The sequence below is a fragment of the Paracoccus rhizosphaerae genome (assembly GCF_026162645.1).
Taxonomy (GTDB): Bacteria; Pseudomonadota; Alphaproteobacteria; order Rhodobacterales; family Rhodobacteraceae; genus Paracoccus; species Paracoccus rhizosphaerae.
In genome coordinates this window covers 22,875-48,042 of record NZ_JAOTBE010000027.1, presented here as the reverse complement: position 1 = coordinate 48,042, position 25,168 = coordinate 22,875, and the positions used below count along the sequence as shown (strand labels likewise).

Annotated in this window: 20 protein-coding genes and 2 tRNA genes; 6 read left to right on the top strand and 16 right to left on the bottom strand. The window is 64.2% G+C overall.

What is annotated here, in order from left to right:
* Positions 1–372: 372 nt before the first annotated feature.
* The 7 genes from OC184_RS11140 to OC184_RS11110 all read right to left on the bottom strand — a co-directional run bounded on the left by OC184_RS11140 (position 373) and on the right by OC184_RS11110 (position 7,830).
* Positions 373–1,518, bottom strand: a complete 1,146-nt coding sequence (locus tag OC184_RS11140) for an HNH endonuclease (protein ID WP_265507269.1) — start codon at positions 1,516–1,518, stop codon at positions 373–375.
* The gene (locus OC184_RS11135) at positions 1,502–1,999 is read right to left on the bottom strand and encodes a hypothetical protein (protein ID WP_265507268.1); all 498 of its coding nucleotides are present in this window, start codon (positions 1,997–1,999) and stop codon (positions 1,502–1,504) included. The genes OC184_RS11140 and OC184_RS11135 overlap by 17 nt, the downstream gene beginning before the upstream one ends.
* Positions 1,996–3,081 (bottom strand): nucleotidyltransferase family protein, encoded by a 1,086-nt coding sequence (locus tag OC184_RS11130; protein ID WP_265507267.1) that lies wholly within the window; start codon positions 3,079–3,081, stop codon positions 1,996–1,998. Before OC184_RS11130 ends, OC184_RS11135 begins: the two co-directional genes overlap by 4 nt.
* Before the next feature lie 452 nt (positions 3,082–3,533).
* Positions 3,534–5,798 (bottom strand): adenosylcobalamin-dependent ribonucleoside-diphosphate reductase, encoded by a 2,265-nt coding sequence (locus OC184_RS11125; RefSeq protein ID WP_265507266.1) that lies wholly within the window; start codon positions 5,796–5,798, stop codon positions 3,534–3,536.
* Positions 5,799–5,892: 94 nt separating this feature from the next.
* Entirely contained in the window at positions 5,893–6,726 is an 834-nt protein-coding gene (locus OC184_RS11120) for a lysophospholipid acyltransferase family protein (protein ID WP_265507265.1), read from the bottom strand.
* Positions 6,723–7,508, bottom strand: coding sequence for a GNAT family N-acyltransferase (locus tag OC184_RS11115; RefSeq protein WP_265507264.1), 786 nt, complete (start codon positions 7,506–7,508; stop codon positions 6,723–6,725). Before OC184_RS11115 ends, OC184_RS11120 begins: the two co-directional genes overlap by 4 nt.
* A gap of 142 nt (positions 7,509–7,650) precedes the next feature.
* On the bottom strand, positions 7,651–7,830 hold the full coding sequence (locus OC184_RS11110) for a DUF3553 domain-containing protein (protein ID WP_265507263.1): 180 nt from the start codon (positions 7,828–7,830) through the stop codon (positions 7,651–7,653).
* A 37-nt stretch (positions 7,831–7,867) separates the two neighbouring features.
* On the opposite strand from OC184_RS11110, the gene OC184_RS11105 reads away from it, so the two are divergent.
* Positions 7,868–8,491 (top strand): histidine phosphotransferase family protein, encoded by a 624-nt coding sequence (locus tag OC184_RS11105; RefSeq protein ID WP_265507262.1) that lies wholly within the window; start codon positions 7,868–7,870, stop codon positions 8,489–8,491.
* Here the strand turns inward: OC184_RS11105 and OC184_RS11100 are convergent.
* The 5 genes from OC184_RS11100 to OC184_RS11080 all read right to left on the bottom strand — a co-directional run bounded on the left by OC184_RS11100 (position 8,488) and on the right by OC184_RS11080 (position 11,919).
* A complete protein-coding gene (locus tag OC184_RS11100; protein ID WP_265507261.1) occupies positions 8,488–9,753 on the bottom strand; it encodes a glutamate-5-semialdehyde dehydrogenase in 1,266 nt (421 codons plus the stop codon). The genes OC184_RS11105 and OC184_RS11100 overlap by 4 nt on opposite strands.
* 87 nt (positions 9,754–9,840) lie before the next feature.
* Positions 9,841–9,917: transfer RNA gene (locus tag OC184_RS11095), tRNA-Asp, on the bottom strand.
* Between the two features lie 24 nt (positions 9,918–9,941).
* A tRNA-Asp gene (locus OC184_RS11090) sits at positions 9,942–10,018 on the bottom strand.
* Between the two features lie 199 nt (positions 10,019–10,217).
* Positions 10,218–10,727 carry a PRC-barrel domain-containing protein gene (locus OC184_RS11085; protein WP_265507260.1) on the bottom strand — a complete coding sequence of 170 codons (510 nt, stop codon included), beginning with the start codon at positions 10,725–10,727 and terminating at the stop codon, positions 10,218–10,220.
* Positions 10,728–10,812: 85 nt separating this feature from the next.
* Entirely contained in the window at positions 10,813–11,919 is a 1,107-nt protein-coding gene (locus OC184_RS11080) for an anhydro-N-acetylmuramic acid kinase (RefSeq protein ID WP_265507259.1), read from the bottom strand.
* 59 nt (positions 11,920–11,978) lie between these two features.
* Here OC184_RS11080 and tyrS point away from each other — a divergent pair, with 59 nt between their 5' ends.
* The 5 genes from tyrS (at position 11,979) to OC184_RS11055 (ending at position 15,516) form a co-directional block, all read left to right on the top strand.
* Entirely contained in the window at positions 11,979–13,229 is a 1,251-nt protein-coding gene (gene tyrS, locus OC184_RS11075; RefSeq protein WP_265507258.1) for a tyrosine--tRNA ligase, read from the top strand.
* A gap of 123 nt (positions 13,230–13,352) precedes the next feature.
* Complete coding sequence (locus OC184_RS11070; RefSeq protein ID WP_265507257.1) at positions 13,353–13,502, top strand: hypothetical protein; 150 nt, start codon at positions 13,353–13,355, stop codon at positions 13,500–13,502.
* Positions 13,503–13,622: 120 nt separating this feature from the next.
* Positions 13,623–14,639 carry a ribosome small subunit-dependent GTPase A gene (gene rsgA / locus OC184_RS11065; protein ID WP_265507256.1) on the top strand — a complete coding sequence of 339 codons (1,017 nt, stop codon included), beginning with the start codon at positions 13,623–13,625 and terminating at the stop codon, positions 14,637–14,639.
* Between the two features lie 80 nt (positions 14,640–14,719).
* The gene (locus OC184_RS11060; RefSeq protein WP_265507255.1) at positions 14,720–15,196 is read left to right on the top strand and encodes a DUF421 domain-containing protein; all 477 of its coding nucleotides are present in this window, start codon (positions 14,720–14,722) and stop codon (positions 15,194–15,196) included.
* Positions 15,197–15,249: 53 nt separating this feature from the next.
* Positions 15,250–15,516 carry a hypothetical protein gene (locus OC184_RS11055; RefSeq protein WP_265507254.1) on the top strand — a complete coding sequence of 89 codons (267 nt, stop codon included), beginning with the start codon at positions 15,250–15,252 and terminating at the stop codon, positions 15,514–15,516.
* 279 nt (positions 15,517–15,795) lie between these two features.
* Here OC184_RS11055 and malQ read toward each other — a convergent pair whose 3' ends face one another.
* The 4 genes from malQ to OC184_RS11035 are packed head-to-tail and all read right to left on the bottom strand — an operon-like array spanning position 15,796 to position 25,073.
* Positions 15,796–17,601, bottom strand: coding sequence for a 4-alpha-glucanotransferase (gene malQ, locus OC184_RS11050; RefSeq protein WP_265507253.1), 1,806 nt, complete (start codon positions 17,599–17,601; stop codon positions 15,796–15,798).
* Positions 17,594–19,798: a 1,4-alpha-glucan branching protein GlgB gene (gene glgB, locus OC184_RS11045; protein WP_265507252.1), complete on the bottom strand. Its 2,205-nt coding sequence runs from the start codon at positions 19,796–19,798 to the stop codon at positions 17,594–17,596. Before glgB ends, malQ begins: the two co-directional genes overlap by 8 nt.
* Positions 19,795–23,082, bottom strand: coding sequence for a maltose alpha-D-glucosyltransferase (gene treS / locus OC184_RS11040; protein WP_265507251.1), 3,288 nt, complete (start codon positions 23,080–23,082; stop codon positions 19,795–19,797). The genes glgB and treS overlap by 4 nt, the downstream gene beginning before the upstream one ends.
* Positions 23,082–25,073, bottom strand: coding sequence for an alpha-1,4-glucan--maltose-1-phosphate maltosyltransferase (locus OC184_RS11035; protein ID WP_265507272.1), 1,992 nt, complete (start codon positions 25,071–25,073; stop codon positions 23,082–23,084). Before OC184_RS11035 ends, treS begins: the two co-directional genes overlap by 1 nt.
* Between the last annotated feature and the right edge of the window lie 95 nt (positions 25,074–25,168).

Below are 25,168 nucleotides of genomic sequence, written 5' to 3'. Positions count from 1 at the left end.
TCCGCATCGCCCTCATCAACCGCTTCAATGCGCTCGGCACCGCTGAGATCGTCCGCGTGGCATGACGCCGACGGGGAAAGGGGCCATCACGCCTCAGGCATGAGTTGCGCAACAACGCCATGCCGGAGTCGATCAACTTCGTCACGTTCGAAATCATTTCATCTCGCGCGAGTTCGAGAACGCCGGTTCTCGCTTGCGCTGGGCATACGGCAACTATTTTCAGCTTGAAGTGACTACAAGAGAGGGAGAATCCTATGCCCTTGAAGAGACCATGGCTCCCTACAGAAAAGGAAATTCCAGAACCACGCAGCCGCTTTCAAATCATCTGTTGGTCGCCGATGATGATGAACCATCTGTCGGTGCGCATTGGCTTTAAGTCCGGGGCTTGCTCGAAATTCGATGTCTCCGCACAAAGCCGGAAGGTGTTTCATCGTAGATTTCGAAAGCGGGATGCGCCTTGGCCTGCCACACACGCCCGAATTCAATTGCGCAAGTCGTCGGCACTGCGGGAAAGACAGACAGGCGGGCGTCGGGTCCGTGTTCCGTCTTGATCTCGTCGAAGACTCGGCCAACGAGCTTTCTGTAATCGCTCAGCGCGGACTGATTGCGCAGCACGTTAGTGCCGAACTCTGAACTGCGGATCTCCCAGATCGACACGTCATCGCCAAGCACTGACCTCACGCGGTTATCCGAGATCTCCGCCGATACGGCAAGCTTCAGCGCCACACGCTTGTGCTTGGGAGAACCCTTCCGCCTTGTAAATGAGAGATCCGGCGAGTCGTCCGGCCAGCCCCAGCCCGGCTGAGGTTCGCGGTGCCGACCGAAGACCGTGACGCCGCTGAGGTCCGAGAGAAGCCGGCCAAGTTCCATGAGCACCGGGATGGAAGCAAAGCCGAACACAGCAAGATGCTCAAGGTCGCCGTCCCTGAAGCGCCCCCGGATTTCTCGGTCGTAGACCCGGCGAAGGTTGGCCATCTCGATATCGTAATAGGCCGGATCGGAATCCTTGTGCTCCATGCCGCGGATCGAGATGTCGATCGGGTGCCGATCCGCGATGACAAACTGCGGTGTCATCGCACGAGCACAGGCCCGCCGAGGAATGGCTGTTTCGTTGTCACCGACGGCTGATGAGATTCTGAGGATGTGCGCCAACGGCGCATCAGGGTCTTTGAGCGCTCGAGCGATCCGTTCCTCGTTACGTCGTTTCATCTCGATGAGGACGTCGACGGTGTAGATGTCCAGCTTACTCTTATCATCGATCTCGCGGTGATGCCGGTCGCACAGCAGCATGAGGTTGTCAGGATCGTCGGACTTCTCGTGCGACAGGACGGGATGACCGCGCGGCCCATCGGGGTTCGACGCGATGATGTGGGCCAGGTAGGCATGGTTCTTGGCCAAATCGCCCGTTATCAGATCCCCCGCGAGCTCCTCGCCGCAGTTGGTATACTGGCAGCGACCGGCAGCACGGCCCCAGACAACCAGCCGGGTGGGTTGAGTGGCGTCACGCCCTCTCGACATTCTGCAATTCCTTTTCAGACCTGTTCATCCCGGCTCCGATCGAGATGGGTCCTGGGGCGTTGGCACCGCGCCATACCCCGTCGAAGTGCCAGAGCTCGTAGTGATGCAACCATTCCGAAGCCCATGGGACGATCGTGTCGGAGATCCACATCGAACTGCACCACTCGTTCTGGTCCGGGTCGAACAGGCAGAGCGCGGAGTCTTTGGGCGACTCCGGGTCGTAGAGCAGATGCGGAATGTCGATCCAGCCGGTGCCGGGACGCGGAGCTATCATTGGCTGCCGGACGAAAACCAGTGGAGGAGTCGTCCTCTCTGGGTTCCAGACGACCGAAACCTTGTAGCTCATTTGGAAGCCACGGACCGGCCCAATCCAGATGATCCGACCGTCCGCGAGCACGGTCAGCGGCTTCAGCCCGGGCCAAACCTCCCGCATGCGCTCGGCCTGTGCCTCGCGCGATTTTGGTCGCGCGGTGGCCTTCATTTCGGCAGGCGGCCGGAGTGGAAATGATGCGCGGGTGCTTTCGACGTAGGCGCTGCCTTCGCAGCGGCAGGCGTCAGCAGGGCGGGGGCGGCCACGAAGCCTTTCGCTGGCTCGAAGGCGCTCGGGATTGAAAGCCCGCGATGGCTGTCGAGGTAGCAGCGGACAACCTTTTCGCTAACCCTCTCGCCGAAGAGATCGTCGAAGATCTTGCGGACATCGGTGAAGTTCGAAGCTCGGGCCCGCCCGAGCTCAGCGACGAGATGCCGGAGATCATCACGGAAGACGCGCAGGTCTTCGTTCGAGGCCGGCCGGCGATCGTTGAACTTCTCGTGCGGCGGTGCAGGGTTTTTCTCGTCGAGCGGAATTCCGGTGACCATGGACATGTGGACTCGGCGCTCGAGGTCGAGCGCGTAGCTCTCCAAATGCGCGCACAGTCCGTTCTCGTTCGGCGGAACCAGAGCCGCGATCTTGGACAGGTAGATCGAGATGGGGCGCTTCAGGCTACGCTTCGCGTAGCGGAGGTTCAGGTAACGCTTCATCAGCTTGAGGGCGATGACCTGCGGCGCGTCTCGAAGAGGATTCCGACGAGCAGGCAGCGCATCGATGTCCGCATCAGCCATGATCGAGCCGGTAGCCAGGCGATCTCTGATCCCCATCTTCGCACGCATCGCCTTCACGTGGTCGCTGAATGCGCGGCTCGGGAGGGCAACCTGCTTCCGGAACCAGTCGGCAAACCCATAAGGGTTGGCTGGGAAGAGCTGATCACCCCTGTCGTCCGGACTGTGGTAGATCACGCCGGACCGAAGCGGGCGAGGCTCCCTGTGAGGGTCCATCGGCGTCACATCCAGATGCATGAAGGCGAACTTCAGCTGGACACATCGTGTGCAACGCGCGATTTCCTGGACATCGGGAAAGCCGTGGAGCGCTGTGAACAACTCGTCCAGCACATCCGAAATCGACCAACCGTGGGGCCGCTTGAATTCGAGGATAGCATCGAGATCGAACCGGTCGTCCGTTGCTCCATCGATGATCGTTGCGCCGATCGCTCGTGAGCCCTGGGCGTAGACGAGAGCGTCGTCCATGTAATGACGAAGTCGGCTGGCGGGCCGTTGCAGGTGTTCCGGGATTAGCTGGTAGCGCTTCTCGGTAACGCGGTGGTCTCGATCACTGAGCTCGAGTGCAAGCGCTGTGCCAAGGAGCAGCGCGTCGAGACCAGGTGCAGTATCATCAAGGGCATGTCGAACTCCTTCCCTTTAAGCTCGTCCGAATGCCTCCCTCAACCAACTTGCTCTGGGGCACAATATATATGGTTTCGGATGGCATGGAAACGCTACAGGTAGTTTTTGTTCCCCGAAGGTTCTCGCACGGTTGGTTTGCGGGTGACGCCCTTTTTCGGCAGAGGAAGTTGAGCAACACGAGGTGCGGCCGTCTGCGACTCCGTGGTTGACACGATTTGCTTGTCGAATGGCCATCTGACCCGGTCAGATGGCCAAGTTATGGTGGTCGGTTCAGACACAAGCCAATGAGCTTTGCCTCATGAGCACTTGGAGTGTCCGCAGCTTGGACAGGTCATGCAGCCTTCGACCATGCGCATGCCGAACTGACCGCAGCTGGGGCAGGACGGGCCGCGCGGGGCTTCGCCGACAGCCATGACCTCGGCCTTGGGATCGGCCTTCAGGCCAAGGCCCTCGCCAGCAAGGAAGCCCGTCTCGATCAGGTGGCGTTCGATGACACCGCCGATGGCTGCCAAGATCGAGGGGACATAGCGCCCTTGCATCCAGGCCCCGCCGCGGGGGTCGAAGACCGCCTTCAACTCTTCGACCACGAAGGACACGTCGCCGCCGCGGCGGAAGACGGCCGAAACCATGCGCGTCAGCGCAACGGTCCAGGCATAGTGCTCCATGTTCTTCGAGTTGATGAAGATCTCGAACGGCCGGCGGTGGTTGCCGTGGATGATGTCGTTGACCGTGATGTAGATCGCGTGCTCGGATCCCGGCCATTTCAGCTTGTAGGTCGCGCCCTCAAGCGCGGCAGGACGGTCGAGCGGCTCGGTCAGATAGACCACGTCGGCGCCCTTGTCAGCCTCGGGTGCCTTTTCGGTCTTTTCGCTGACCGACAGGACGGACCCGGTGACTTCGTTGGGGCGATAGGTCGTGCAACCCTTGCAGCCTAGATCCCAGGCGGCCAGGTAGACGTCCTTGAAATCCTCGAAGCTGATGTCCTCCGGGCAGTTGATCGTCTTCGAAATCGAGCTGTCGACCCATTCCTGCGCGGCCGCCTGCATGGCGACGTGATCCTTGGGAGCAAGCGTCTGCGCGTTCACAAAATAATCAGGCAGCTCAGCATCGCCCTTGAGGTCGCGCCACATCTGGACGGCGTAGTCGACCACCTCTTCCTCGGTCCGCGACCCGTCCTTCTGCAGGACCTTGCGGGTATAGGCATAGGCAAAGACAGGCTCGATCCCCGAGGACACGTTCCCCGCATAGAGGCTGATGGTGCCGGTCGGCGCGATCGAGGTCAGCAGCGCGTTGCGGATGCCATGCTCGGCGATGGCGTCGCGCACGTCCTTGTCCATCTTGGACATGAAGCCCGAGGCCAGGTACTTCTTGGCGTCGAACAGCGGGAAGGCCCCCTTGTCCTTGGCCAGATCGACCGAGGCCAAATAGGCGGACCGCGCGATAGCCTTCATCCAGACGCGGGTCTGCGCAACCGCGTCTTCGGCGCCGTAGCGCAGGCCCAGCATCAAGAGGGCGTCGGCCAGACCAGTCACACCTAGGCCGATGCGGCGCTTGTTGCGGGCCTCCTCGGCCTGCGCCTCCAGCGGGAATTTCGATGCATCGACTACGTTGTCCATCATGCGGACTGCGGTACGGACCAGATCGTCCAAGGCCTCGGGGTCCAATTCGGCGGCATCGGTGAACGGATTCGTCACCAGCCGCGCCAGGTTGATCGACCCCAGCAGACAGGCGCCATAGGGCGGCAGGGGCTGTTCACCGCAAGGGTTGGTCGCCGCGATCGTCTCGACATAGGACAGGTTGTTGGCCTTGTTGATCCGGTCAATGAAGATCACGCCCGGCTCGGCGAAGTCATAGGTCGCCTTCATGATCCGGTTCCACAGGTCGCGCGCCTGCAGGGTGCGGAAGACCTTGCCCTCGAACGTCAGCTCCCACGGGCCGTCGGCCTTCACGGCCTCCATGAAATCGTCGGTGACCAGGACCGACAGGTTGAACATGCGCAGGCGGGCGCTGTCCTGCTTTGCCTCGATGAACTGTTCGACGTCGGGGTGGTCGCAGCGCATCGTCGCCATCATCGCGCCGCGGCGCGAGCCTGCCGACATGATCGTGCGGCACATCGCGTCCCACACGTCCATGAAGGACAGCGGGCCGGATGCGTCGGCGGCCACTCCCTTGACCGCCGCGCCGCGGGGGCGGATCGTGCTGAAGTCATAGCCGATGCCGCCGCCTTGCTGCATGGTCAGGGCGGCCTCCTTCAGCATGTCGAAGATCCCCAACATGCTGTCCGGGATGGTACCCATCACGAAGCAGTTGAACAGCGTCACGGAACGCCCCGTCCCTGCCCCCGCCAGGATGCGGCCCGCGGGCAGGTACTTGAAGTCCTCCAGTGCGGAATAGAACTTATCTTCCCACTGCGCAGGATCGGCTTCGACCCGGGCCAGATCGCGCGCAACACGGCGCCAGCTATCCTCGACCGAGCCATCGACCGGTTGCCCCTCGGCGTCCTTCATCCGGTATTTCATGTCCCAGATCTGTTCGGCAATAGGGGCAGCAAAGCGGGTCATCGCACATTCCTTAGCGGCAAATTCGGAGTTCGGCACCAGATATAGCGGCGGCGGAGAAGTGGCAAGGCCTTGACAGCCGCCCATGTCACCGATTCTAAAGACCCATATCCAGCCGCCTGAAGTCAGAAGATATCGCCAAATGACAGGCTGCAGAAAGGCTTTTGCGATTCTGTCCGGCGACGGGGACCGGCTGATGCAGCCGCACCACGGCCCTGCCCTGACGCTTTGCAGCCAGGACGGTCAGCAGGTGTGGCGCAAGGTCCATGTCCGACCACCAGCCATAGAATCGGGGGTCACGGCCTGTGGGTGCTTCATAGAGCGCGCTGACTGGCTGAATGGCCAGGCCAGCAGGAAGGTCGGGGTTCAGAAAGCCCTCGAAGAGGGTCGCCTTGAACGGCAGCACGCGACGACCGTCGGTCGATGTTCCCTCTGGGAAGAACAGCAGCCGGTGCCCGGCCCTGATGCGGGCGGCGAACTCGGCTGCCTGAGCGCGGGCCAGTCGCGGATCGCGGGTCACGAAATGCGTGTCCGTCACGCGGGTCAGGATGTTGATGCCGGGCCAGGTGGCGACCTCAGACTTGCTGACGAAGAAGACGGGCATCGCTGCGTTCAGCACCAGGATGTCCAGCCAGCTTGAATGATTGGCGACCACCGCGCCCGGCCCGCGCATGGGCGTGCCGTGGCGCTGCCAGCCGATGCCCAGACAGATCAGCACCAGGCGGCAGACGATCTGCACATGCGGTCCTGTCCACGGGCGGCGGCGGCCGTGAAACAGCCGCTCGACCCCGCGCAAAGGTAGGATCAAGATGACGCCCAGCAGCAGGACCAGGACCGCAGGCACACCGCGGCAGGCCACGCGCAGCCATTCCCGCAGGCCCTGCGGTCCGGGCAGCGGCGGCGGTTCGCCCTCGCGCCAGGTCAGGCTCATGTGGGTTGCCAGCGACTTTCGTAGAACTGCCTGTGCTTGGCCGACATGGCGGCCGTGTCCATCAGCAGGAACACGTCGGTCGTGTTGAAGTCGCGGTCGATGAAGGCACCCTCTCCGACCATGCCGCCAAGCCGCAGATAGGCCTTGATCAGCGCGGGCATGGCCACCATCGCCTCGCGCCGATCCAGTCGATCCTCGGGGATCAGGTCCATCCGCTGAAAGCCTGCCGGACGCGCACGGGGGCGCAGGCCCTCCGGCGCCAGATGGCGATGGTGCAGCCAGCTGAGCGAAGGCGCCACCATCAGCGGATCGGTGCCGTGAAAACTGGCGACGCCGAACAGGATCTGGATCCCGTGGTCCAGCACGTAGTCGGCCAGCGCGTTCCACATGAGAAACATCGCGGCGCCGCCACGATGGGCGGGATCGACGCAGGACCGCCCAAGCTCCAGCAGCGGGCGGTCGCTGTCTCTCAACGGTGTCAGGTCGTATTCGCTGTCGCAGTAGAAGCGGCCGAAGCGCTGCGCGACCTCGCTACGCAAAAGGCGATAAACGCCGACGACGTGATCCAGCGCCTGCGCATCGCGCCGGGTGTCGACCAGGCACAGGTGGTCCACGACCGGGTCGAACTCGTCCCGTTCCAGTCGGGAGTCATGATCGACCAGCGGGCCGTTGCCTCCCAGTTCCTCGACAAAGACGCGATAGCGCAGGCGCTGCGCGGCCGCCAGATCTTGGGGATCTGTCGCAAGCCTGATCTGGAAAAATGCGGGATCGGCGCGGTCCACGGGGCCTCGGGTCTGGTGCTGTCCTTCGGCGCCTGTCTAGGGAACAGGGACCGTCATTGCAACATGACAGCGGTGTCCCGGTGCAGGTTCCGCTTGCGCAGCGCAACCTATGGTTGCAAATTGCCGAACGGAAACACAGGAGTTACATGCCGTTGAAGCGCAGGATCTGCAGGGTCACCCGGCGCCCGTCGATGACTTGCTTGCCTGCTTCGGTGAAGTTGACGGTGATGCGGTCCCCGATGCGCGATTGCACCTGCCCCTCGCCCCATTCCGGGGCGCTTGGGTGGAGGACGATCATGCCGGGTTCCAGTATCTCGTTCACGGGCATCTCCTTCGGACATGACGGAAGGTAAGTATTCATGACGCTGGATTCAACGCGCATCGCCCCAGGCGAGTTGGCCTCTCTGCTGGGATCGCGGCTTTGCCACGATCTTGTCTCGCCCCTGGGCGCGATTGGCAACGGCGTCGAGCTGCTGGAGATGTCGCCCGATTACCCCGGCATCGCCTCCTCGCCCGAGATGCGGCTGATTGCCGAGGCGGTCACGGCCGCGCGCGGGCGCATCCAGGCGTTCCGCATGGCCTTCGGGGTCGCCCAGGGCGATCAGCGCGTCAGTCGGGCCGAGGTGCAGCGGTTGATGGACGGGGTGTCGGCGCAGGGCAAGCTGCGCATCACGCTGGACGCCGAGGGCGATTTTGCACGGGCAGAGGTGCGGATGGTGATGCTGTCGCTGATGTGCCTTGAAACCGTCATGCCATGGGGGGGACGCGTGCTGGTGCTGCGCGACACGCCGGGCTGGCGCCTTGTGGCAGAATGCGAACGCAGCAAGCTCGAGCCCGCGTTGTGGGCATGGCTTGACGGGGCGGATGGCCGCCCCCCCGCACCTTCCGAGGTGCATTTCCCGCTGCTGGCGGAAACTGCCGCGGCCGAGGGTCGCCGGATTCGCCATGAATTCGACGCCACCGGCGGAGAGATCGCCTTCTAGGCCCGGATCGTTCCGTCGCCTGTCACGAGGTACTTGAAGCTGGTCAGCTGCTCGGCCCCCACGGGGCCGCGCGCATGCAGCTTGCCGGTGGCGATGCCAATTTCGGCGCCCATCCCGAACTCACCCCCATCAGCGAACTGGGTCGAGGCGTTCCGCATCAGGATGGCGCTGTCCAGCGCGGCGAAAAAGCGTGCCGCGGTGGCGTCGTCCTCGGTCAGGATCGACTCCGTGTGCTGGCTACCATGGGTCCGGATATGGGCAATCGCGCCCTCAACACCATCGACCAGTTTCGCGGCGATGATCATGTCGAGGAATTCGTGCCCGAAATCCTCAGGCGTGGCTCTGGTCGTGCCGGAAACGTTCGCCAGTTCGCCATCAGCCCGAACCTCGACGCCAGCCTCCAGCAGGTCGCGGATCAGGACGTCGCCGTGACGTGCAAGGAACTCCCGGTCGATCAGCAGGCACTCGGCCGCGCCGCAAATGCCCGTGCGGCGGGTCTTGGCATTCAGCACCACCCGGCGTGCCTTCGCGAGGTCCGCGGCCCCGTCGGCATAGACGTGGCAGATGCCTTCCAGATGGGCAAACACCGGTACCCGCGCCTCGGACTGGACAAGGCCGACAAGGCCCTTGCCGCCGCGCGGGATGATCACGTCGATCAGGCCCTGCGCGCCCAGCATGGCGCTGACGGCGGCGCGGTCGCGGGTCGGCACCATCTGGATCGCGGCCTCGGGCAGTCCCGCGGTGCGCAACCCTTCGACCATGCAGGCGTGGATCGCACCTGCCGAATGCAGGCTCTCTGATCCGCCCCGCAGGATCACCGCGTTGCCGGACTTCAGCGCGAGCGCGCCCGCATCCGCGGTCACGTTGGGGCGACTTTCGTAAATCACGCCGATCACGCCGATGGGCGTCCTGACGCGCTGGATGTGCAGCCCGGTCGGCCGGTCCCATTCCGTGATCACCTGCCCGACAGGATCGGGCTGATCCGCAACCTCTCTCAGACCCTTTGCGATACCCGACAGACGGTCGCCATCCAGCCGCAGTCGGTCCAACATGGCATCCGACAGCCCTTTCTGGCGTGCGAAATCCAGATCCTTGGCATTGGCAGCAAGGATATCGTCACTCCGCGCAAGCACCGCATCGGCGGCCGCGTTCAGCGCCAGGGACTTGGCTGCCGATGGCGCCTGCGCCAGCTCGACCGCCGCCGCGCGGGCCGCCTTGCCAAGACTGTCGATCAGTTGCCCAGCTTCTGCCATGTCCTTCATCGCTTCCTCCTGCGGATCGGCGCGAACAGCGCACCTTCATCCGGCATTTGGCCGATCCTGAGGTGAATGACAAGGCAGACGAGGAAATGGCGCGGTTGACGGGGCTCGAACCCGCGACCCCCGGCGTGACAGGCCGGTACTCTAACCAACTGAGCTACAACCGCGCATTTCTTCGGGCGAATGAGTTGTGGCGCGGTTGACGGGGCTCGAACCCGCGACCCCCGGCGTGACAGGCCGGTACTCTAACCAACTGAGCTACAACCGCCCAACTCATCCCCGGTCGATCGCCCGCCGGGTGAGGGCGGTTTACGCATGGCGCAACGCCCCGTCAAGGGCGCATCAGCGCATTTTGCCGCGAAATCGTCATGAACGGCTTAAAATGCTGAAACGGTGAAGATTTCATCAACAAAACATTAAAAAAAGGCGCCCACTGGGGCGCCTTTTCAGAGAACTGACCCTGACCATCAGTCGTCCAGGATCATGTCGTCGTCAAACTCGGGCAGTGCCTCAAGCTCTTCCTGAGTATAGTTGGTGGCGAAGACAGCGGTGTCGCCCCAAAGGGTTGCCTCGTCAAAGTCCACCAGTCGGACAGCCTCGGGGCTGAGCAACACCGTACGCTCGCCAAGGCCGAGGAAGCCGCCGATATCGGCAGTATAGCCCATGACCTGGCCATCGGCCGAGAGAACGACGTCATCGACCTCGCCGATCTGGTTCCAGTCGGCGGGCCGCTCGGTTCCCCAGTCGGCATTTTCGTCCCACATGGTCGTCGAGGGCTGGTTCGTGGTGTAGATCGCGCGATCCTCGAACCAGGATGCCGAGATGCCGGGGTTTTCGGGCGACATCATGCCCGCACCCATGCCTTCCGCGGGCATCGTCTCGACGCCGGGGACGGCTTCTGTCGTCGGGGTGGCAATCTGTGCGAATGCCGGACCGGTCAGGGCCAGCGCGGCAGCGGTGATCATCAGATGTTTCATCTCAGCCTCATGCGTTTCTTCATCGACGGCCGCTCGACCGTCTTCGAGGATTCAACGCGTGCTGGCCGTGACCGTTCCGTAGACTTCATCCATTCTTGCGCGGATGGCTGATGCGGCCGCCGCAGACAGGCTGCGGCACGCCCGTCGTCGTCGGCCCCGAGATCGGCAGTCCGCGCATCACCCGAACCGCCAGCCACCCGAAGGCCTGCGCCTCGAGCATGTCGCCATCGAGGCCGATTTCCTCGACCGGCTGCACGGGGACGTCCAAATGGGCTGACAGTGCGGCCATCAGGGCGGCGTTGCGGCGACCACCACCACAGATCAGGACCTGCGACGGAGGAGCGGGCAGCCAGCGCCACCCCTTTGCGACCGAAGATGCGGCAACCGCCACCAGCGTCGCCGCAGCGTCTGCGTCCCCAAGCCTGTCGAGCGAGGGCAGCAGGTCCGCGAACTGATCGCGGTCAAGGGATTTCGGCGCGGGCCTGTCGAACCAGGGGTTTGACAGGAAATCCGCCAGCACCTGTGCATTGGCCTGACCCGAGGTGGCCAATGCGCCGCCTTCGTCGCGCGCCTGCCGGCGGCGGCGGCGCATCAGGTCGTTCAGCGGCGCATTGGCGGGCCCGGTGTCAAAGGCCAGGCAGGCACCCGGCGCCTCCGGTGCGGTCGCTGACGGATCTACCCAGCTGATGTTCCCCACGCCGCCCAGGTTCAGAAACGCGACGGGCGCCGGCGGCAGGGCCCCCTGCCCGACTGCCCATTCCGCGCAGGCCCAGTGGAAGAACGGCACCAGCGGCGCCCCCTCGCCGCCTCTGCGGACGTCCTCGGATCGGAAGTCCCAGACGACGGGACGGCCGGTTGCCGCGGCCAGCCTGAAGCCATCGCCCGCCTGATGCGTGCCGCGCCCGCGCGGATCATGCGCCAGCGTCTGACCGTGAAAACCGATCAGCTCGGCCTCTGGGAAGTCAGTTGCAAGATCCGCGTGGCTGGCCTCGATCAGCCTGGCGACTTCGGGCACGGCTGGGGCGTCCCGCCAACTGCCAAGGGCGTCGTGCAGGATCGCAGATTCGTTGTCGCCATAGGCCCGGAAGCCGCTGCGCCCGAAGCCGCCGATGCGCACCCCGTCGGTGTCGATCAGCGCCGCGTCCACCCCGTCAAGAGAAGTGCCCGACATCATCCCCAGTGCCCGGATCATCGCGCTTTTCCTTTATGTCCGCAGCCTGTATATCGCCGCCGATCAGAAGGATGAAGCCCATGACCCACCAGCCCCAGTCCGACTTCCTGCGCATCATGACCGAGCGCGGTTATCTAGCCGACTGCACCGATTTCGAAGGACTGGACAAGGCGCTGCTGGCAGGACCTGTCACCGCCTATATCGGCTATGATGCGACGGCGGCCAGCCTGCATGTAGGGCACCTGCTGAACATCATGATGCTGCGCTGGTTCCAGAAGACCGGCAACCGCCCGATCACCCTGATGGGCGGCGGCACCACGAAGGTAGGCGATCCGTCCTTCCGCAGCGACGAACGCCCGCTGCTGGACGATGCGGCCATCCAGTCGAACATTGACGGCATGCAGAAGGTCTTCGCGCGCTATCTGGACTATGGTCCCGAAGGCGCCACGATGCTGAACAACGCCGAATGGCTGGACGGGCTGAACTACCTGACCTTCCTGCGCGACATCGGGCGGCATTTCAGCGTGAACCGGATGCTGTCCTTCGAATCCGTCAAGTCACGGCTGGACCGCGAACAGTCGCTGTCCTTCCTTGAGTTCAATTACATGATCCTGCAGGCCTACGACTTCCTCGAGCTGAACCGCCGCTATGGCTGCCAGTTGCAGATGGGCGGGTCGGACCAGTGGGGCAATATCGTGAACGGCATCGACCTGACGCGCCGGGTGGACGACCGCGTGATCTGGGGCCTGACATCGCCGCTGCTGACCACCAGCGACGGGCGCAAGATGGGGAAATCCGCGGGCGGTGCCGTCTGGCTGAACGGAGAGATGCTGCCGCCCTACGAGTTCTGGCAGTTCTGGCGCAATACGACGGACGCGGACGTCGGCCGGTTCCTCAAGCTCTATACCGAGCTTCCGCTCGAGGAATGCGACCGCCTGGGCGCGCTGCAGGGGTCCGAGATCAACGACGCCAAGGTGCGTCTGGCCAACGAGGTGACGACCCTGCTGCACGGTGCCGAGGCCGCCGCCAGCGCCGAGACGACCGCCCGCAAGGTGTTCGAGGAAGGCGGGGCCGGCGGTGACCTGCAGATCGCGCTTCTGCCAGCGTCCGAGGCCGAGGGCGTGACTGTAGCGCAGGCGCTGGTGCGGGCAGGCATTGTTGCCAGCGGCAAGGAGGTCAAGCGGCTGGTGGCCGAGAACGGCTTGCGCGTGGACAACGTCGCCGTCAGCGATCCGCAGATGCCCCTGGATGCAGACGCGCTGGCATCCGGCGTCAAGATCTCGGTCGGCAAAAAGAAGCACCGCATGCTGCAACTTGACCCGGCGCGATAGTTGCGCCCGGCGCATGGCTGCCCTGCACCCGTCCTGACCTTGCGTCAGGACGGTGGCATTTCTGCCGGTAGGCCCATATCTGACCCGCGTGGGAGGGACACGACCCGAACCCGGAGACCGAAGATGACCGCAGACCAGAAACCGCTGAGCATTGCCGATCGCAAGCGCAGCATCGAAGCCGACGCCGTGCTGGACCAGATGTTTGGTTATTTCACCCGTGACGAGGTTCGTCGTTCTGTCGTCGGCGAATTCGACGCGCAGAAGGCGGCGTAAGGCGCCGCAGGCCTTTTGCCGGCTCGCCCTGTCGTGGCGGTTCGGCATCATCCTGTCGCGACGCCGTCGCCCTGTCATTTCCCCCTTGCATCCCGACCGCCCCGCCCGCACCTAGATCGCGTGAGTGACATTTTCGATGATCCGCACGATCTGGCGGCCTTGGGCTGGTCGGAGTTCTTCGCCGCGCAGCTTGCGCCCGGCGAGGGGTATCTGACACCTGTCCGTATTGCATCCGTCCACCGCTCGCGCCTGGTTGTCAGGACCACCGGCGGACAGGTGACGCTGGACGCGCCGCCCCAGGCGGGAACGCGGGATTTTGCCGTCGGGGACTGGGCGCTGAGCGATCCCGAGGCCGGCGCCGTGGCGCGGCGGCTTGACCGGAAGACGGTGCTGCGCCGCCGCACCGAGGATCGGGCCGGCCGGCAGCTGATCGCTGCCAATGTCGACACGCTCTTCATCGTGACCTCGTGCAACGATGACTTCAACCCGGCTCGGCTGGAGCGTTATCTGGCCGTCGTCAACGAGGCCGGGGCCGAACCAGTGATCGTGCTGACCAAGATCGACGCAGTCGCCGATCCCGAACCCTGGCTCCGACAGGCCCTCGCGCTGCAGCGCGATCTTCAGGTCCTGACGCTGAACGCAAAGGACCCGGCAGCGGCGCAGGTTCTGGCCCCTTGGTGCGGGCCGGGACGGACGGTCGCCCTGATCGGGTCGTCGGGCGTCGGAAAGTCGACGCTGCTCAATACGCTGGCCGGCAAGTCCGGCGACGGTGCGCAGGCGACTGGTGGCATCCGCGAAAGCGACGCAAAGGGGCGGCATACAACGACGGCCCGCTCCTTGCATGCGACAGCCATGGGCGGGTGGGTCATCGACACGCCGGGAATGCGGACCCTGCACGTCAGCGAAGCCGCAGGCGGCCTGCAGACCCTGTTCGCCGAGATCGCCGAACTTGCGCCCCGTTGCCGCTTCCGCGACTGCACCCATGCGCACGAACCCGGCTGCGCCGTCTTGGCCGCGGTTGCCGATGGCCGCCTGTCCGCGGACAGGCTGGAACGGTGGCGCAAGCTGGATCAGGAAAACCGCGCGAACACGCCCGCCACGACCGGGCCCCGCGGCAGGCGCGGGCCCCGTCGCTGAAGCTTTGGAACATCGCCGCCTTTGGCCGGTTTGGCGGGTATGAAGAGTCCTGTCACTGGAAGCCACGGCCGAGGCCCGGCATGAACCCGCCGATGTTGTTCGATGACTGGACCGGCATCGGCCGAACGCTGTTTGTGGGCTTTGCCGCCTATGTCGTGCTGATCGCGATGCTGCGCGTCTCAGGCAAGCGGACGCTCAGCAAGATGAACGCCTTTGATTTGGTCGTCACAGTCGCGTTGGGCTCGACGCTGGCGACGGTGCTGCTGAACCAGTCGATCCCTCTGGCCGAAGGGGTCGCGGCGCTTGCCCTGCTGATCTTCCTGCAATACGCGATCACATGGTCGTCGGTCAGATCGCCGCGCTTTCAGGCGCTGATCAAGGCCGAACCTACTCTGCTCGTCCATAACGGCCAATATCTGGACGACGCTCTGCGGCGTCAGCGCGTCACGAGGGACGAGATCGGCGCCGCAATCCGCGCGAATGGACAGGCGGATATGTCGAATGTCGCCCAGGTCGTTCTGGAAACGGACGGGTCGCTATCCGTGATCCCCCGCTGATCGGCGGGAACATAGGCCAGAACCCGGGCGTTAGACGCGGAAAGGAGATCATCATGACCGAATCCATCACCACCCGCGACCATGACAAGATCCGCAAATGGGCCGAAGCCCGCGACGGCCATCCGGCCAAGGTCGATACCGGAGGCAAGGGCGGTGTTTTGCGCATCGACTTCGGCGAACCCGAGGAGTCGCTGACGCAGATCAACTGGGACGAATTCTTCGAGATCTTCGACCAGAACGACCTGCAGTTCCTTTACCAGGAAAAGACCAAGGACGGCGGCACCAGCAGGTTCAACAAGTTTGTGTCGGGCGAAAGCTGACAGGAAGGGTGGCTTGATTGGTCGGACGGCGCAATGTCGTTTGACGTGGAAGATGCACTGGTGACCACCTGCGCGGAATGACCCGTGTTGCATTTGACGACTTCAGCACGGCTGTGCTTTCGCCAGGATCACCGGCTCGTATCACCATCCACCACAATGGCCCGCACATCGTGCGGGCCTTGACGCACTTCCAACGAACCGCCGCCGCGCTTTCGATGTGGACTGCCCAGTCGTCCCCCCCGCGACTGGCCATCGGCAGACGTTGCCGCCGACTGTCGTTTACGAGCGGCCGGATTGTCGCGGCCGCTGCCTTCGCAGTCCCTGCCCGATCTTGTCGAACAGTGGCAGGTCAGAAATCCGCTCGACCGGAACGGACAGCTTTCGCTGCCAGTTCGGATGTTCATTCACCGTGCTGGGGATGTTCACCGGATCGCCCTCGCCGGTGATATCCTCCAACCGGACGGCCAGCAGTCTCGACGGCGAGCGGGCAAGGAACAGGTGGACGGCGGCGACCAGATCCTCGGGCGCGGCGTCAGTGTCAGGCGCGGCGCCCGACCACAGGCCGGCTGCCGCCAAGTCGTCCAGCAGTTGCGCCCGCTCGATGACCCTCGCTTCCGCCTGCTCCTGCGCTGCCGGATGGCCGATCAGGCCGTGCTTCAGGCGCAGGCCAATGTCGTCGCCGCGCCACCAGCCTTGGAAGGTCGGCAGATCGTGGGTGGACAGGCAAGCCATCGCGTCGCGCGGATAATCTTCAGGCCGGATGAACCCGTCATCGGTGCGTTCGAACAGAAGGATGCGATAGGAGAGGATGCCGACCTCCTCCATGACTTCGCGGAAACCTGCCGGGACGTTCCCCAGATCCTCGCCGATGACGATCGTGCGGTTCTGGCGAGAAGCCCGCGCCAGCGCATCCAGCATGTCGGCCACGGGATAGCGGGCATAGGTGCCCTCGGGCGGGCCATCGCCATCGGGAATCAGGAACAGCTGCCACAGGCCCATCGCGTGATCGATGCGCAGCGCGCCCGCCTGAAGGGTCGCCTGCTCCATCAGTTCGGCGAAGGGTTCGGCTTTGCGGGCCGCCATCTCAGTCGGCGAAAGGGGCGCCAGGCCCCAATCCTGCCCGGTCTCGTTGAACCAGTCAGGCGGCGCGCCGATCCGAACACCCGGCACGACCAGCGGATTGCCCCAAGCGCCGGACCCGTCCGACGCCTCGCCCACCGCGAAATCGAGATAGAGGCCGATGGTCATGCCGGCCCGGTCGCAGGCGGCGTCAGCCTCGGCCAACTGACGTCGCGCCGCCTGCTGCAGCCAGCGGTGAAAGCGGAGCTCTTCCCCATTGGCATCGGCAAAGGCCGCAATGGCATCGCCTTCGGCATCCTGCCACTCGGCCGGCCAGTCGCGCCACCCTGCCCCATGGCCGTCGGCCACCATTCGCGCCGACAGCGCCTCGAACAGCGCATGCCGGCGGAGTTCCGCGCCTCCTTCGGCCAGTAGATCCTCGTTGGCATCCGGACGACCGGCATTGTCCCAGATCCGGCGCAGCACCGGCAGCTTCAGGGCCGCGATACCGGAGTAATCGACAAGGTCCGCCTGCCGCGAAGCCTCGACGCGGGCCATGTCGACCATCTGCGGCTGAAACCCATGCAGTCGATCCACCGCGATATAGAGCGGGTTCAGAAAGCGCCGGTTCGATGGCGAAAACGGGCTGCAATGGTCCGGGTTCGACAGGAACAGCGCATGAAGCGGGTTCAGGCCGATGAAGTCGGCGCCCGCCTTGCCAAGGACATCGGCGATGTCGGCAAGATCGCCGAAATCGCCGATGCCCCAGTTGCGGGCAGAGCGAAGCTGATAAAGCTGCAGCGCCACACCCCAGCTCCGCCCCTGATCTGGCAGGTAACAACGGGTGCCGGGATGCGCCCGCAGTTCCGGAGGCGAGGTCAACGGACCCGGACGATCAGGGTCCGCGCCGAAGGCCGCCAGCAGCTTTTCCAGCGTGGCGGCGGGCGCCTCATGGATTTCACCGCCCATCCCCTCGTAGGAGGGCTGGATGCCGTGCTCCAACGCCCGCTGCTTGAGGTCACTCACCTGGCGCACCCTGGTCCGGCGCAAGAACGATCGTCGCCAGCGGCGGCAGGGTCAGTCGCAGCGACTGGTCGCGGCCGTGCCACGGTTCGTCATCGGCCTGCACCAGGCCGTGATTGCCCAGGTTCGACCCGCCATAGCGCGCATCGTCGCTGTTCAGAACCTCGTGCCACAGGCCGGGCTTCGGCACGCCGATGCGATAGTCATAACGCGGTTCCGGCGTCAGGTTGCAGACCACTACGCAAGGGTCTGATCCATCATCTGACTTGCGCATGAAGACCAGCACGCTCTGCTCGGCGTCGCTGGCGTCGATCCACTCGAAGCCCTCGGGCGCGCAGTCCAGCCGGTGCAGCGCCGGCCGGTCGCGATAGAGGCGGTTCAGATCCGCGACCAGTGCTTGCATGCCGCTGTGCAGAGGGTCGTCCAGCAGGTGCCAGTCCAGCGACCGGTCGTGGTTCCATTCGCGTTCCTGTGCGAATTCGCCGCCCATGAACAGCAGCTTTTTCCCAGGGTGCGTCCACATGAAGCCGAAATAGGCGCGCAGGTTCGCGAACTTCTGCCAGCGATCACCCGCCATCTGACCGATCAGCGACCCCTTGCCGTGCACGACCTCGTCATGGCTCAGTGGCAGGACGAAGTTCTCCGAAAAGGCATAGACGAGGCCGAAGGTCAGATCGTGCTGGTGGTGTCGCCGGTGGATCGGATCGCGCCGGAAAAACCCCAGCGTGTCGTGCATCCAGCCCATGTTCCATTTGAACGCAAACCCCAGACCGTCCTCGGCGACGGGACGGCTCACCTTCGGGAAGGCGGTCGATTCCTCGGCGATGGTGATCGCGCCGGGATAGTCCTGCTGCACGCGTTCGTTGACGCCACGCAGGAAAGAGATCGCCTCGAGGTTCTGATTGCCGCCATACTGGTTCGGGATCCATTCGCCTTCCTTACGCGAGTAATCCAGATACAGCATCGACGCGACCGCATCGACGCGCAGCGCATCGACGTGGAAGCGGTCGATCCAGTAAAGCGCGCTGGACTGCAGGAAGTTCGCGACTTCGCGGCGCCCGAAGTTGTAGATCAGCGTGTTCCAGTCCTGATGGAAGCCCTGCCGCGGGTCGGCATGTTCATAAAGCTCTGTGCCGTCGAACTGCGCTAGGCCATGGGCGTCCGATGGGAAATGCGCGGGCACCCAGTCCAGGATGACACCGATGCCGGCCTGATGCAGGCGGTCGACAAGCCGCGCAAAGGCTTCTGGGTCGCCGAAGCGGCTGGTCGGGGCAAAGAGGCCGACCGGCTGATAACCCCAGGACCCCGAAAACGGGTGTTCGCTGACCGGCAGGAACTCGACATGGGTGAACCCCATCTCGATCACATAGGGCACCAGAAGATCGCCGACGGCGTCATAGCTGAGGATCTCGTCGCCGCCGCCCCGTCGCCACGATCCCAGATGCACTTCGTAGATCGAGATCGGAGCCTGAGCATCCTGACGGGCGGCGCGTCCCGCCATCCAGCCGCTGTCGTGCCAGTCGTGCTGCGGCAGGCCCTCGACGACGGATGCGGTCTCGGGCGGCAGTTCGTGCGCAAACCCGACCGGGTCAGCCTTCAGCGGCATGCGGTGGCCGTGGGCGCTGATGATCTCGTACTTGTAGATCTCTCCCGCGGCGATGCCGGGAATAAACAGCTCCCAGATGCCCGGTCCCAGACGCTTGCGCATCGGGTGGCGGCGGCCGTCCCAGGCGTTGAAGTGTCCCACGACGCTGACGCGGCGCGCATTGGGCGCCCAGACCGCGAAAGCCGTCCCCTCGACGCCCTCATGGACCATCGGATGGGCGCCCAGCTTGTCATAGAGTTTGCGGTGACTGCCCTCGGCGATCAGGTATTCGTCCATCTCGCCCAGGACGGGGCCGAAGCGGTAAGGGTCATCGACCTCCCACTCATGGCTGCCTGCGGACATCTTCAGGCGATAGTCGCCCTGCGGAGCGGGCCCGCAGAAGAACCCTTCGGGATGCACGCGGGACAGCTGGGTCGCGCCGCCGGAAGATACGGCGCAGACCTCGGCCGCCTGCGGGGCGAAGACCCGCAACTGGCCGTCATGCCGCCCCAGGATGGAAAACGGATCGTGGTGATTGCCGCGAAGGATGGCTTCGATCGCTGCTGCGCTCGGGCCTTCGGGGCGGGTCTCGGGAAGGTTTGCCGTCTCGCTCATGGGGCCTCGTCCAAAAGATCGAGGATACCGCGCAGGGGCAGCCCGACCCATGTCGGACGGTTCCCCAGCTCGTATCCGGTTTCGTAGATCGCCTTCTGCAGCAGGAACAGGTCCAGCAGCGCTTGCATGGCGTCGTCATTGTCGGGCAGGTTCGGCGCGCCCTCGCCATGGCTTCGATAGGCGGCCATGAAATCCCGCGCGACCGTCCGCCGCCATTCCTCGATCCGTGCTGTCGCACGCTCGGCCCCCGCGGGGGGATCGTGGCGATGACGCGCGATGACCGACAGCGCCGCGTAATCGAAGGACCGCAGCATCCCCGCGACGTCGCGAAGGGGCGAGGACTTGGCCCGCCGCTCCTCGAGCGTGCGGGCGGGTTCACCCTCGAAGTCGATGATCGCGACGTCGTTCTGGGCCAGCAGGACCTGCCCTAGGTGATAATCGCCGTGGATGCGCGACAGCTGTCCCGACGGCGCAGTCTGCGCAGCCTTGCGGATCCGCGCCAGCAGGTCGTCCTTGCGCTGCTGCAGTTCCTGCGCCAGCGGGACGGCGTCCTTGGGCAGTTGCGCCTCGGCCTGCTGAAGACGTGCCAGCATTGCCTCGGCTTCTTCTTCGGCGGTGCGGGTCCATTCCGCCAGGTGATCGGCCGTCAGGTCCTCGGTCGCGAAGGCCGAATCGTCCGTGGGCGTCGCCAAGGCCTTGTGCAGTTGCGCCGTGCGTTCGCCCAGAAGTGCGCCAATGCTCAGCGGGAAATCGAAGGACGGCACCGTCACCTCGGGCTCCTGCTCGGTCGGCCAGGCTTCGTGCTCGTTGAACTCCAGCATCAGCGCGTCGAAGATGCCCGTCCAGGCATCGCCGCGATTGGCGACAAAGGCGAATGCTGCGGCCAAGACGGTGCGGCTATCGCCCTCATGCGTCACCTGTCCCAGATAGGCAGGCGTGTGCGGATACCCAGCGGTCTCGGTCAGGAAACGCGCGACCTCGACATCGGGCTGCTCGCCCTCGCGCAAGCGGCGATAGAGCTTGAGGATGATCTGGTCGGTAAAAGCAATCGAGATGTTCGACTGCTCGACTCCCAACTGGCGTGGATCGCCCGGCTCGGTAATCTCGCGCAGCGCGTTGGTGCCGCTGAAGCGCAAGTCGCCGCGTGTCGCGCCGGCCTTCATCTGTTCCAGGAACAGGACCGGCAGGCGTTCGTCATAGGCGCCGTCCACCAGCGCGCCGACGCGTGCCGTGTGGCGAGTCTTGGCCAGGGTATAGGACAGCCGCGGCGCACCGGGGCGCAGGTTCTCCTCTCCCCACCGGGCGGACAGGGGCAGGAAGTAGCTGTGCTGCTCTTCTCCTAGCGTCACGTCGATCGAGACCAGCGCGTGATCGGGATCGACCTCGCCCATCGGCGTCATCCTGACGGCCATGATCTTTTCGTCCTTGGCGGCGAACCAGCGCTGCAGCGGCAGCCACTGCGGCAGGACGTCGTTCTGGAACTGCTGGCCTTCGCGACCCTTCAGCGCCGTCAGGACGCGGCCGTCGCGGGTGGTCAGCGTCATGAACTCGGGCAGGATGTCGGGCAGCTGCTCGTGCCACGAGGGCGTCTCCTCGTCGCTGGCCAGCGCGAACCAATAAAAGCCATAGGCTGGCAGCGTCAGCATGTAGGGCAGATCGCCCACCGGCGGAAAGGCCGAGCGTCCCGTCAGTTCGACCGGCACCTTGTCACGATGGCGCGCCAGATCCAGCTCGACCGCCTGCGCGGCGTCCGACAGGTTCGCGACGCACAGATAGGCGCGATCCTCGTATTCGCGGATGTAGGCCAGCACCTTGCGGTTGCGCGGATAGAGCAGCGTCATCGTGCCCCGCCCGAAGGCCGGGTGCTGGCGCCGCACGGTGATCATCCGCCGCATCCAGTTCAGCAGCGAGGACGGATCGTCGGCCTGCGACTCGACATTGATGACTTGGTGGCCATAGACCGCGTCGATGATCGCCGGCAGATAGAGCTGCTGCGGCTTGGCGGTGGAAAAGCCGGCGTTGCGGTCACCAGACCACTGCATGGGCGTGCGGACCCCGTCGCGGTCGCCCAAATAATAGTTGTCGCCCATCCCGATCTCGTCGCCGTAATAAATGATCGGCGTGCCGGGCATCGACAGCAGCAGCGAATTCAACAGCTCGATCTTGCGTCGGTCGTTCTGCATCAGCGGGGCCAGACGGCGTCGAATACCCAGATTGATCCGCGCCCGCGTGTCGGCGGCGTAGGTTTTCCAGAGGTAGTCGCGTTCCTCGGACGTAACCATCTCCAGCGTCAACTCGTCATGGTTGCGCAGGAAGATGCCCCACTGGCAGTTTTCGGGGATTTCTGGCGTCTGGCGGATAATGTCGGTGATCGGGTGACGGTCGGCCTGCGCCAGCGCCATATACATGCGCGGCATCAACGGGAAGTGGAAACCCATATGGCATTCGTCGCCCTCGCCGAAATAGGGGCGCGTGTCTTCGGGCCACTGATTCGCCTCGGCCAGGAGCATCCGGTCTGGGAAATGCTTGTCCAGATCGGCGCGGATGGCCTTCAGGACGTCATGCGTCTCGGGCAGGTTCTCGTTGTTGGTCCCGTCGCGCTCCACCAGATAAGGGATCGCGTCCAATCGCAGTCCGTCCACGCCCATGTCCAGCCACATGCGCATGACCTTCAGCACCTCTTGCAGGACGCGGGGGTTGTCAAAGTTTAGGTCGGGCTGGTGCGAATAGAAGCGATGCCAGTAATAGGCCCCGGCCACCGGGTCCCAGGTCCAGTTCGACCGTTCTGTGTCCAGGAAAATGATCCGTGTCTCGGGCCACTTTTCGTCCGTGTCAGACCACACGTACCAGTCGCGCGCGGCCGAACCGGGCTTGGCATGGCGGGCGCGCTGGAACCAGGGATGCTGGTCGCTGGTGTGGTTGATGACAAGTTCGGTGATGACCCGGATGCCGCGCTTGTGAGCCTCAGCCACGAAGGCCTTGAAGTCCTTCATCGACCCGTATGACGGGTTGATCGATTTATAGTCCGAGATGTCATAGCCATCATCGCGCAGCGGCGACGGATAGAAGGGCAGCACCCAGATCGCCGTGACGCCCAGTTCCTGCACATAGTCCAGCCGCTGCATCAGGCCGGTAAAGTCGCCGATCCCGTCGCCGTTCGAATCTTGGAACGCCTTGATGTGCAGCTGATAGATGACCGCATCCTTATACCAATCAGCGCAATCCCGGTCGATGCCGCCGCGCACGGCAAAGCTGGCCTTGTCGTTCTTCGTCGAGATATTCATCAGCGCGCCACCCCCGGGGCCAGTAGTTGCCACACCACATAGGGTCGTGTCTGAGGATCAAGTTCAAGCCACTGGTACTTGCCGTGCCAGGTGAAGCTGTTGCCGTGGACCAGGTCCCGTACCTCGATCGAGGCGTCGTCCGGCAGCCCGAATTCCCACAGCGGAACCTCGAACTGGAAGGACTGCACGTTGTGCGGGTCCAGATTGACGTGAATCAGGACAAAGTCGTCCCCCGCCCGCTTGCCATAGGCCAGCACCTGGTCATTGCCGGCGTAATAGAACTTGAGGTTCGTAAAATGCTGCAGCGCCGGGTGCTCATGGCGCAGGCGGTTCATCAGGCGAATGTCGTCCTGGATGTTGCCGGGCTGGTCCATGTCCCAGACGCGGATCTGGTACTTTTCGGAATCGAGGTATTCTTCCTTGCCGGGCACGGGCGCGGCGTCACAGATCTCGAAGCCGTTATAGACGCCATAGTTGCCGCCAAGCGTCGCCGCCAGCACAAGCCGCGTGCGGAAGCCAGGCCGCCCGCTGGTCTGCAGGAAGCGAGGATTGATGTCGGGCGTGTTGACGAAGAAGTTCGGACGCATCACCTCGCGCGAGTCGGTCTGCGTCAGCTCGACCAGATAATCCGTCAGCTCGTCCTTGGTGTTGCGCCAAGTGAAATAGGAATAGGACTGCGAAAAGCCAACCTTCGCCAAGCGCTTCATGACCTTGGGGCGGGTGAAGGCCTCGGCCAGGAAGATCGTATCGGGGTGCTTGGCGCGCACTTCCGCGATCATCCACTCCCAGAACGGGAACGGCTTGGTGTGCGGGTTGTCCACCCGGAAGATCTTGACCCCGTGTTCGACCCAGAACAGCACCACGTCGCGCAGCGCGTACCACAGGTCCGGCAGCGCCTTGCGATAGAAGTGGACGTTGACAATGTCCTCATACTTTTTCGGCGGGTTCTCGGCGAACTTGATCGTGCCATCGGGACGCCAGTCAAACCATTCCGGATGCTCCCTGATCCAGGGATGGTCCGGCGAACACTGGATGGCGAAGTCCAGAGCAATCTCCAGCCCATGGTCCCGCGCCGCTTCCACCAACCGGCGGAAGTCGTCGAAGCTTCCCAGCTCGGGATGGATCGCGTCATGGCCGCCTTCGTCCGAGCCGATGGCATAGGGGCTGCCCGGATCGTCCGGCCCCGGCGTCAGCGTGTTGTTGCGCCCCTTGCGATTGGTGCGGCCGATCGGGTGGATCGGGGGAAAATACAGCACGTCGAAGCCCAGGTCGCGCACATAGGGCAGCTTGCCGATGACATCGTCGAAGGTGCCATGGCGATGTTCGTCCCCCGACTGCGAGCGCGGCATCAGTTCGTACCAGGCGCTGAAGGCTGCGGCCCGGCGATCCGCGAAGACCGGCAGCAGCTTATAGAGGGTGGCGTCGGTCCGAGGACCGACCTGGCGCATCAGGTCGACTGCTTCGGGCGCGCCCAGGCGCCCGAAGCGCAGGCCCTCGTGCCCCTCGCCGCCGTCGGCACCGTCATCCTCGGCCAGAAGTGCCGAGATAGCGCCGCGACCGGCTTCGTCTGCGCGGCTGTCTGGTTCCAGCGCAGCGGACATGAGGTTCCGCCCCTCCTGCAGTTCCAGCGCGATGGACTGGCCCGCGGCATGCTTCTTGGCCACTTCCTTGCGCCAGGTCAGGAACAGGTCCCGCCATGCCAGAATCGTCACCTCGTACTGGCCGGGCTCGTCCAGAACCAGATCGCCTTTCCAGCGGTCGTTTTCAAGGAAGCGCATCGGCGCTTCGGAAAAGCTGTCCGAACCCACGCGCCTGAACAAAAGCGCCGCGTCGATGCTGTCATGCCCATCCGAGAAGATGTCGGCCTCGACCGTGGTCACCTGCCCCGCGACGACCTTTGCTGAAAACCGCCCGCCGTCGATCTCGATCGAGACGCCTTCGATGGCGATGCGCGATCGCGCAAGCGTCCTCAGCGCGTCCTCACCCCCCATACCATGAGAGACATCATTGTCCGAGACGTAGTGCTCTGCCATTTCACGCTCCCCGAAATTGCCTTGGGTGAACCGCTCGCCAAGGTAATTGTTCC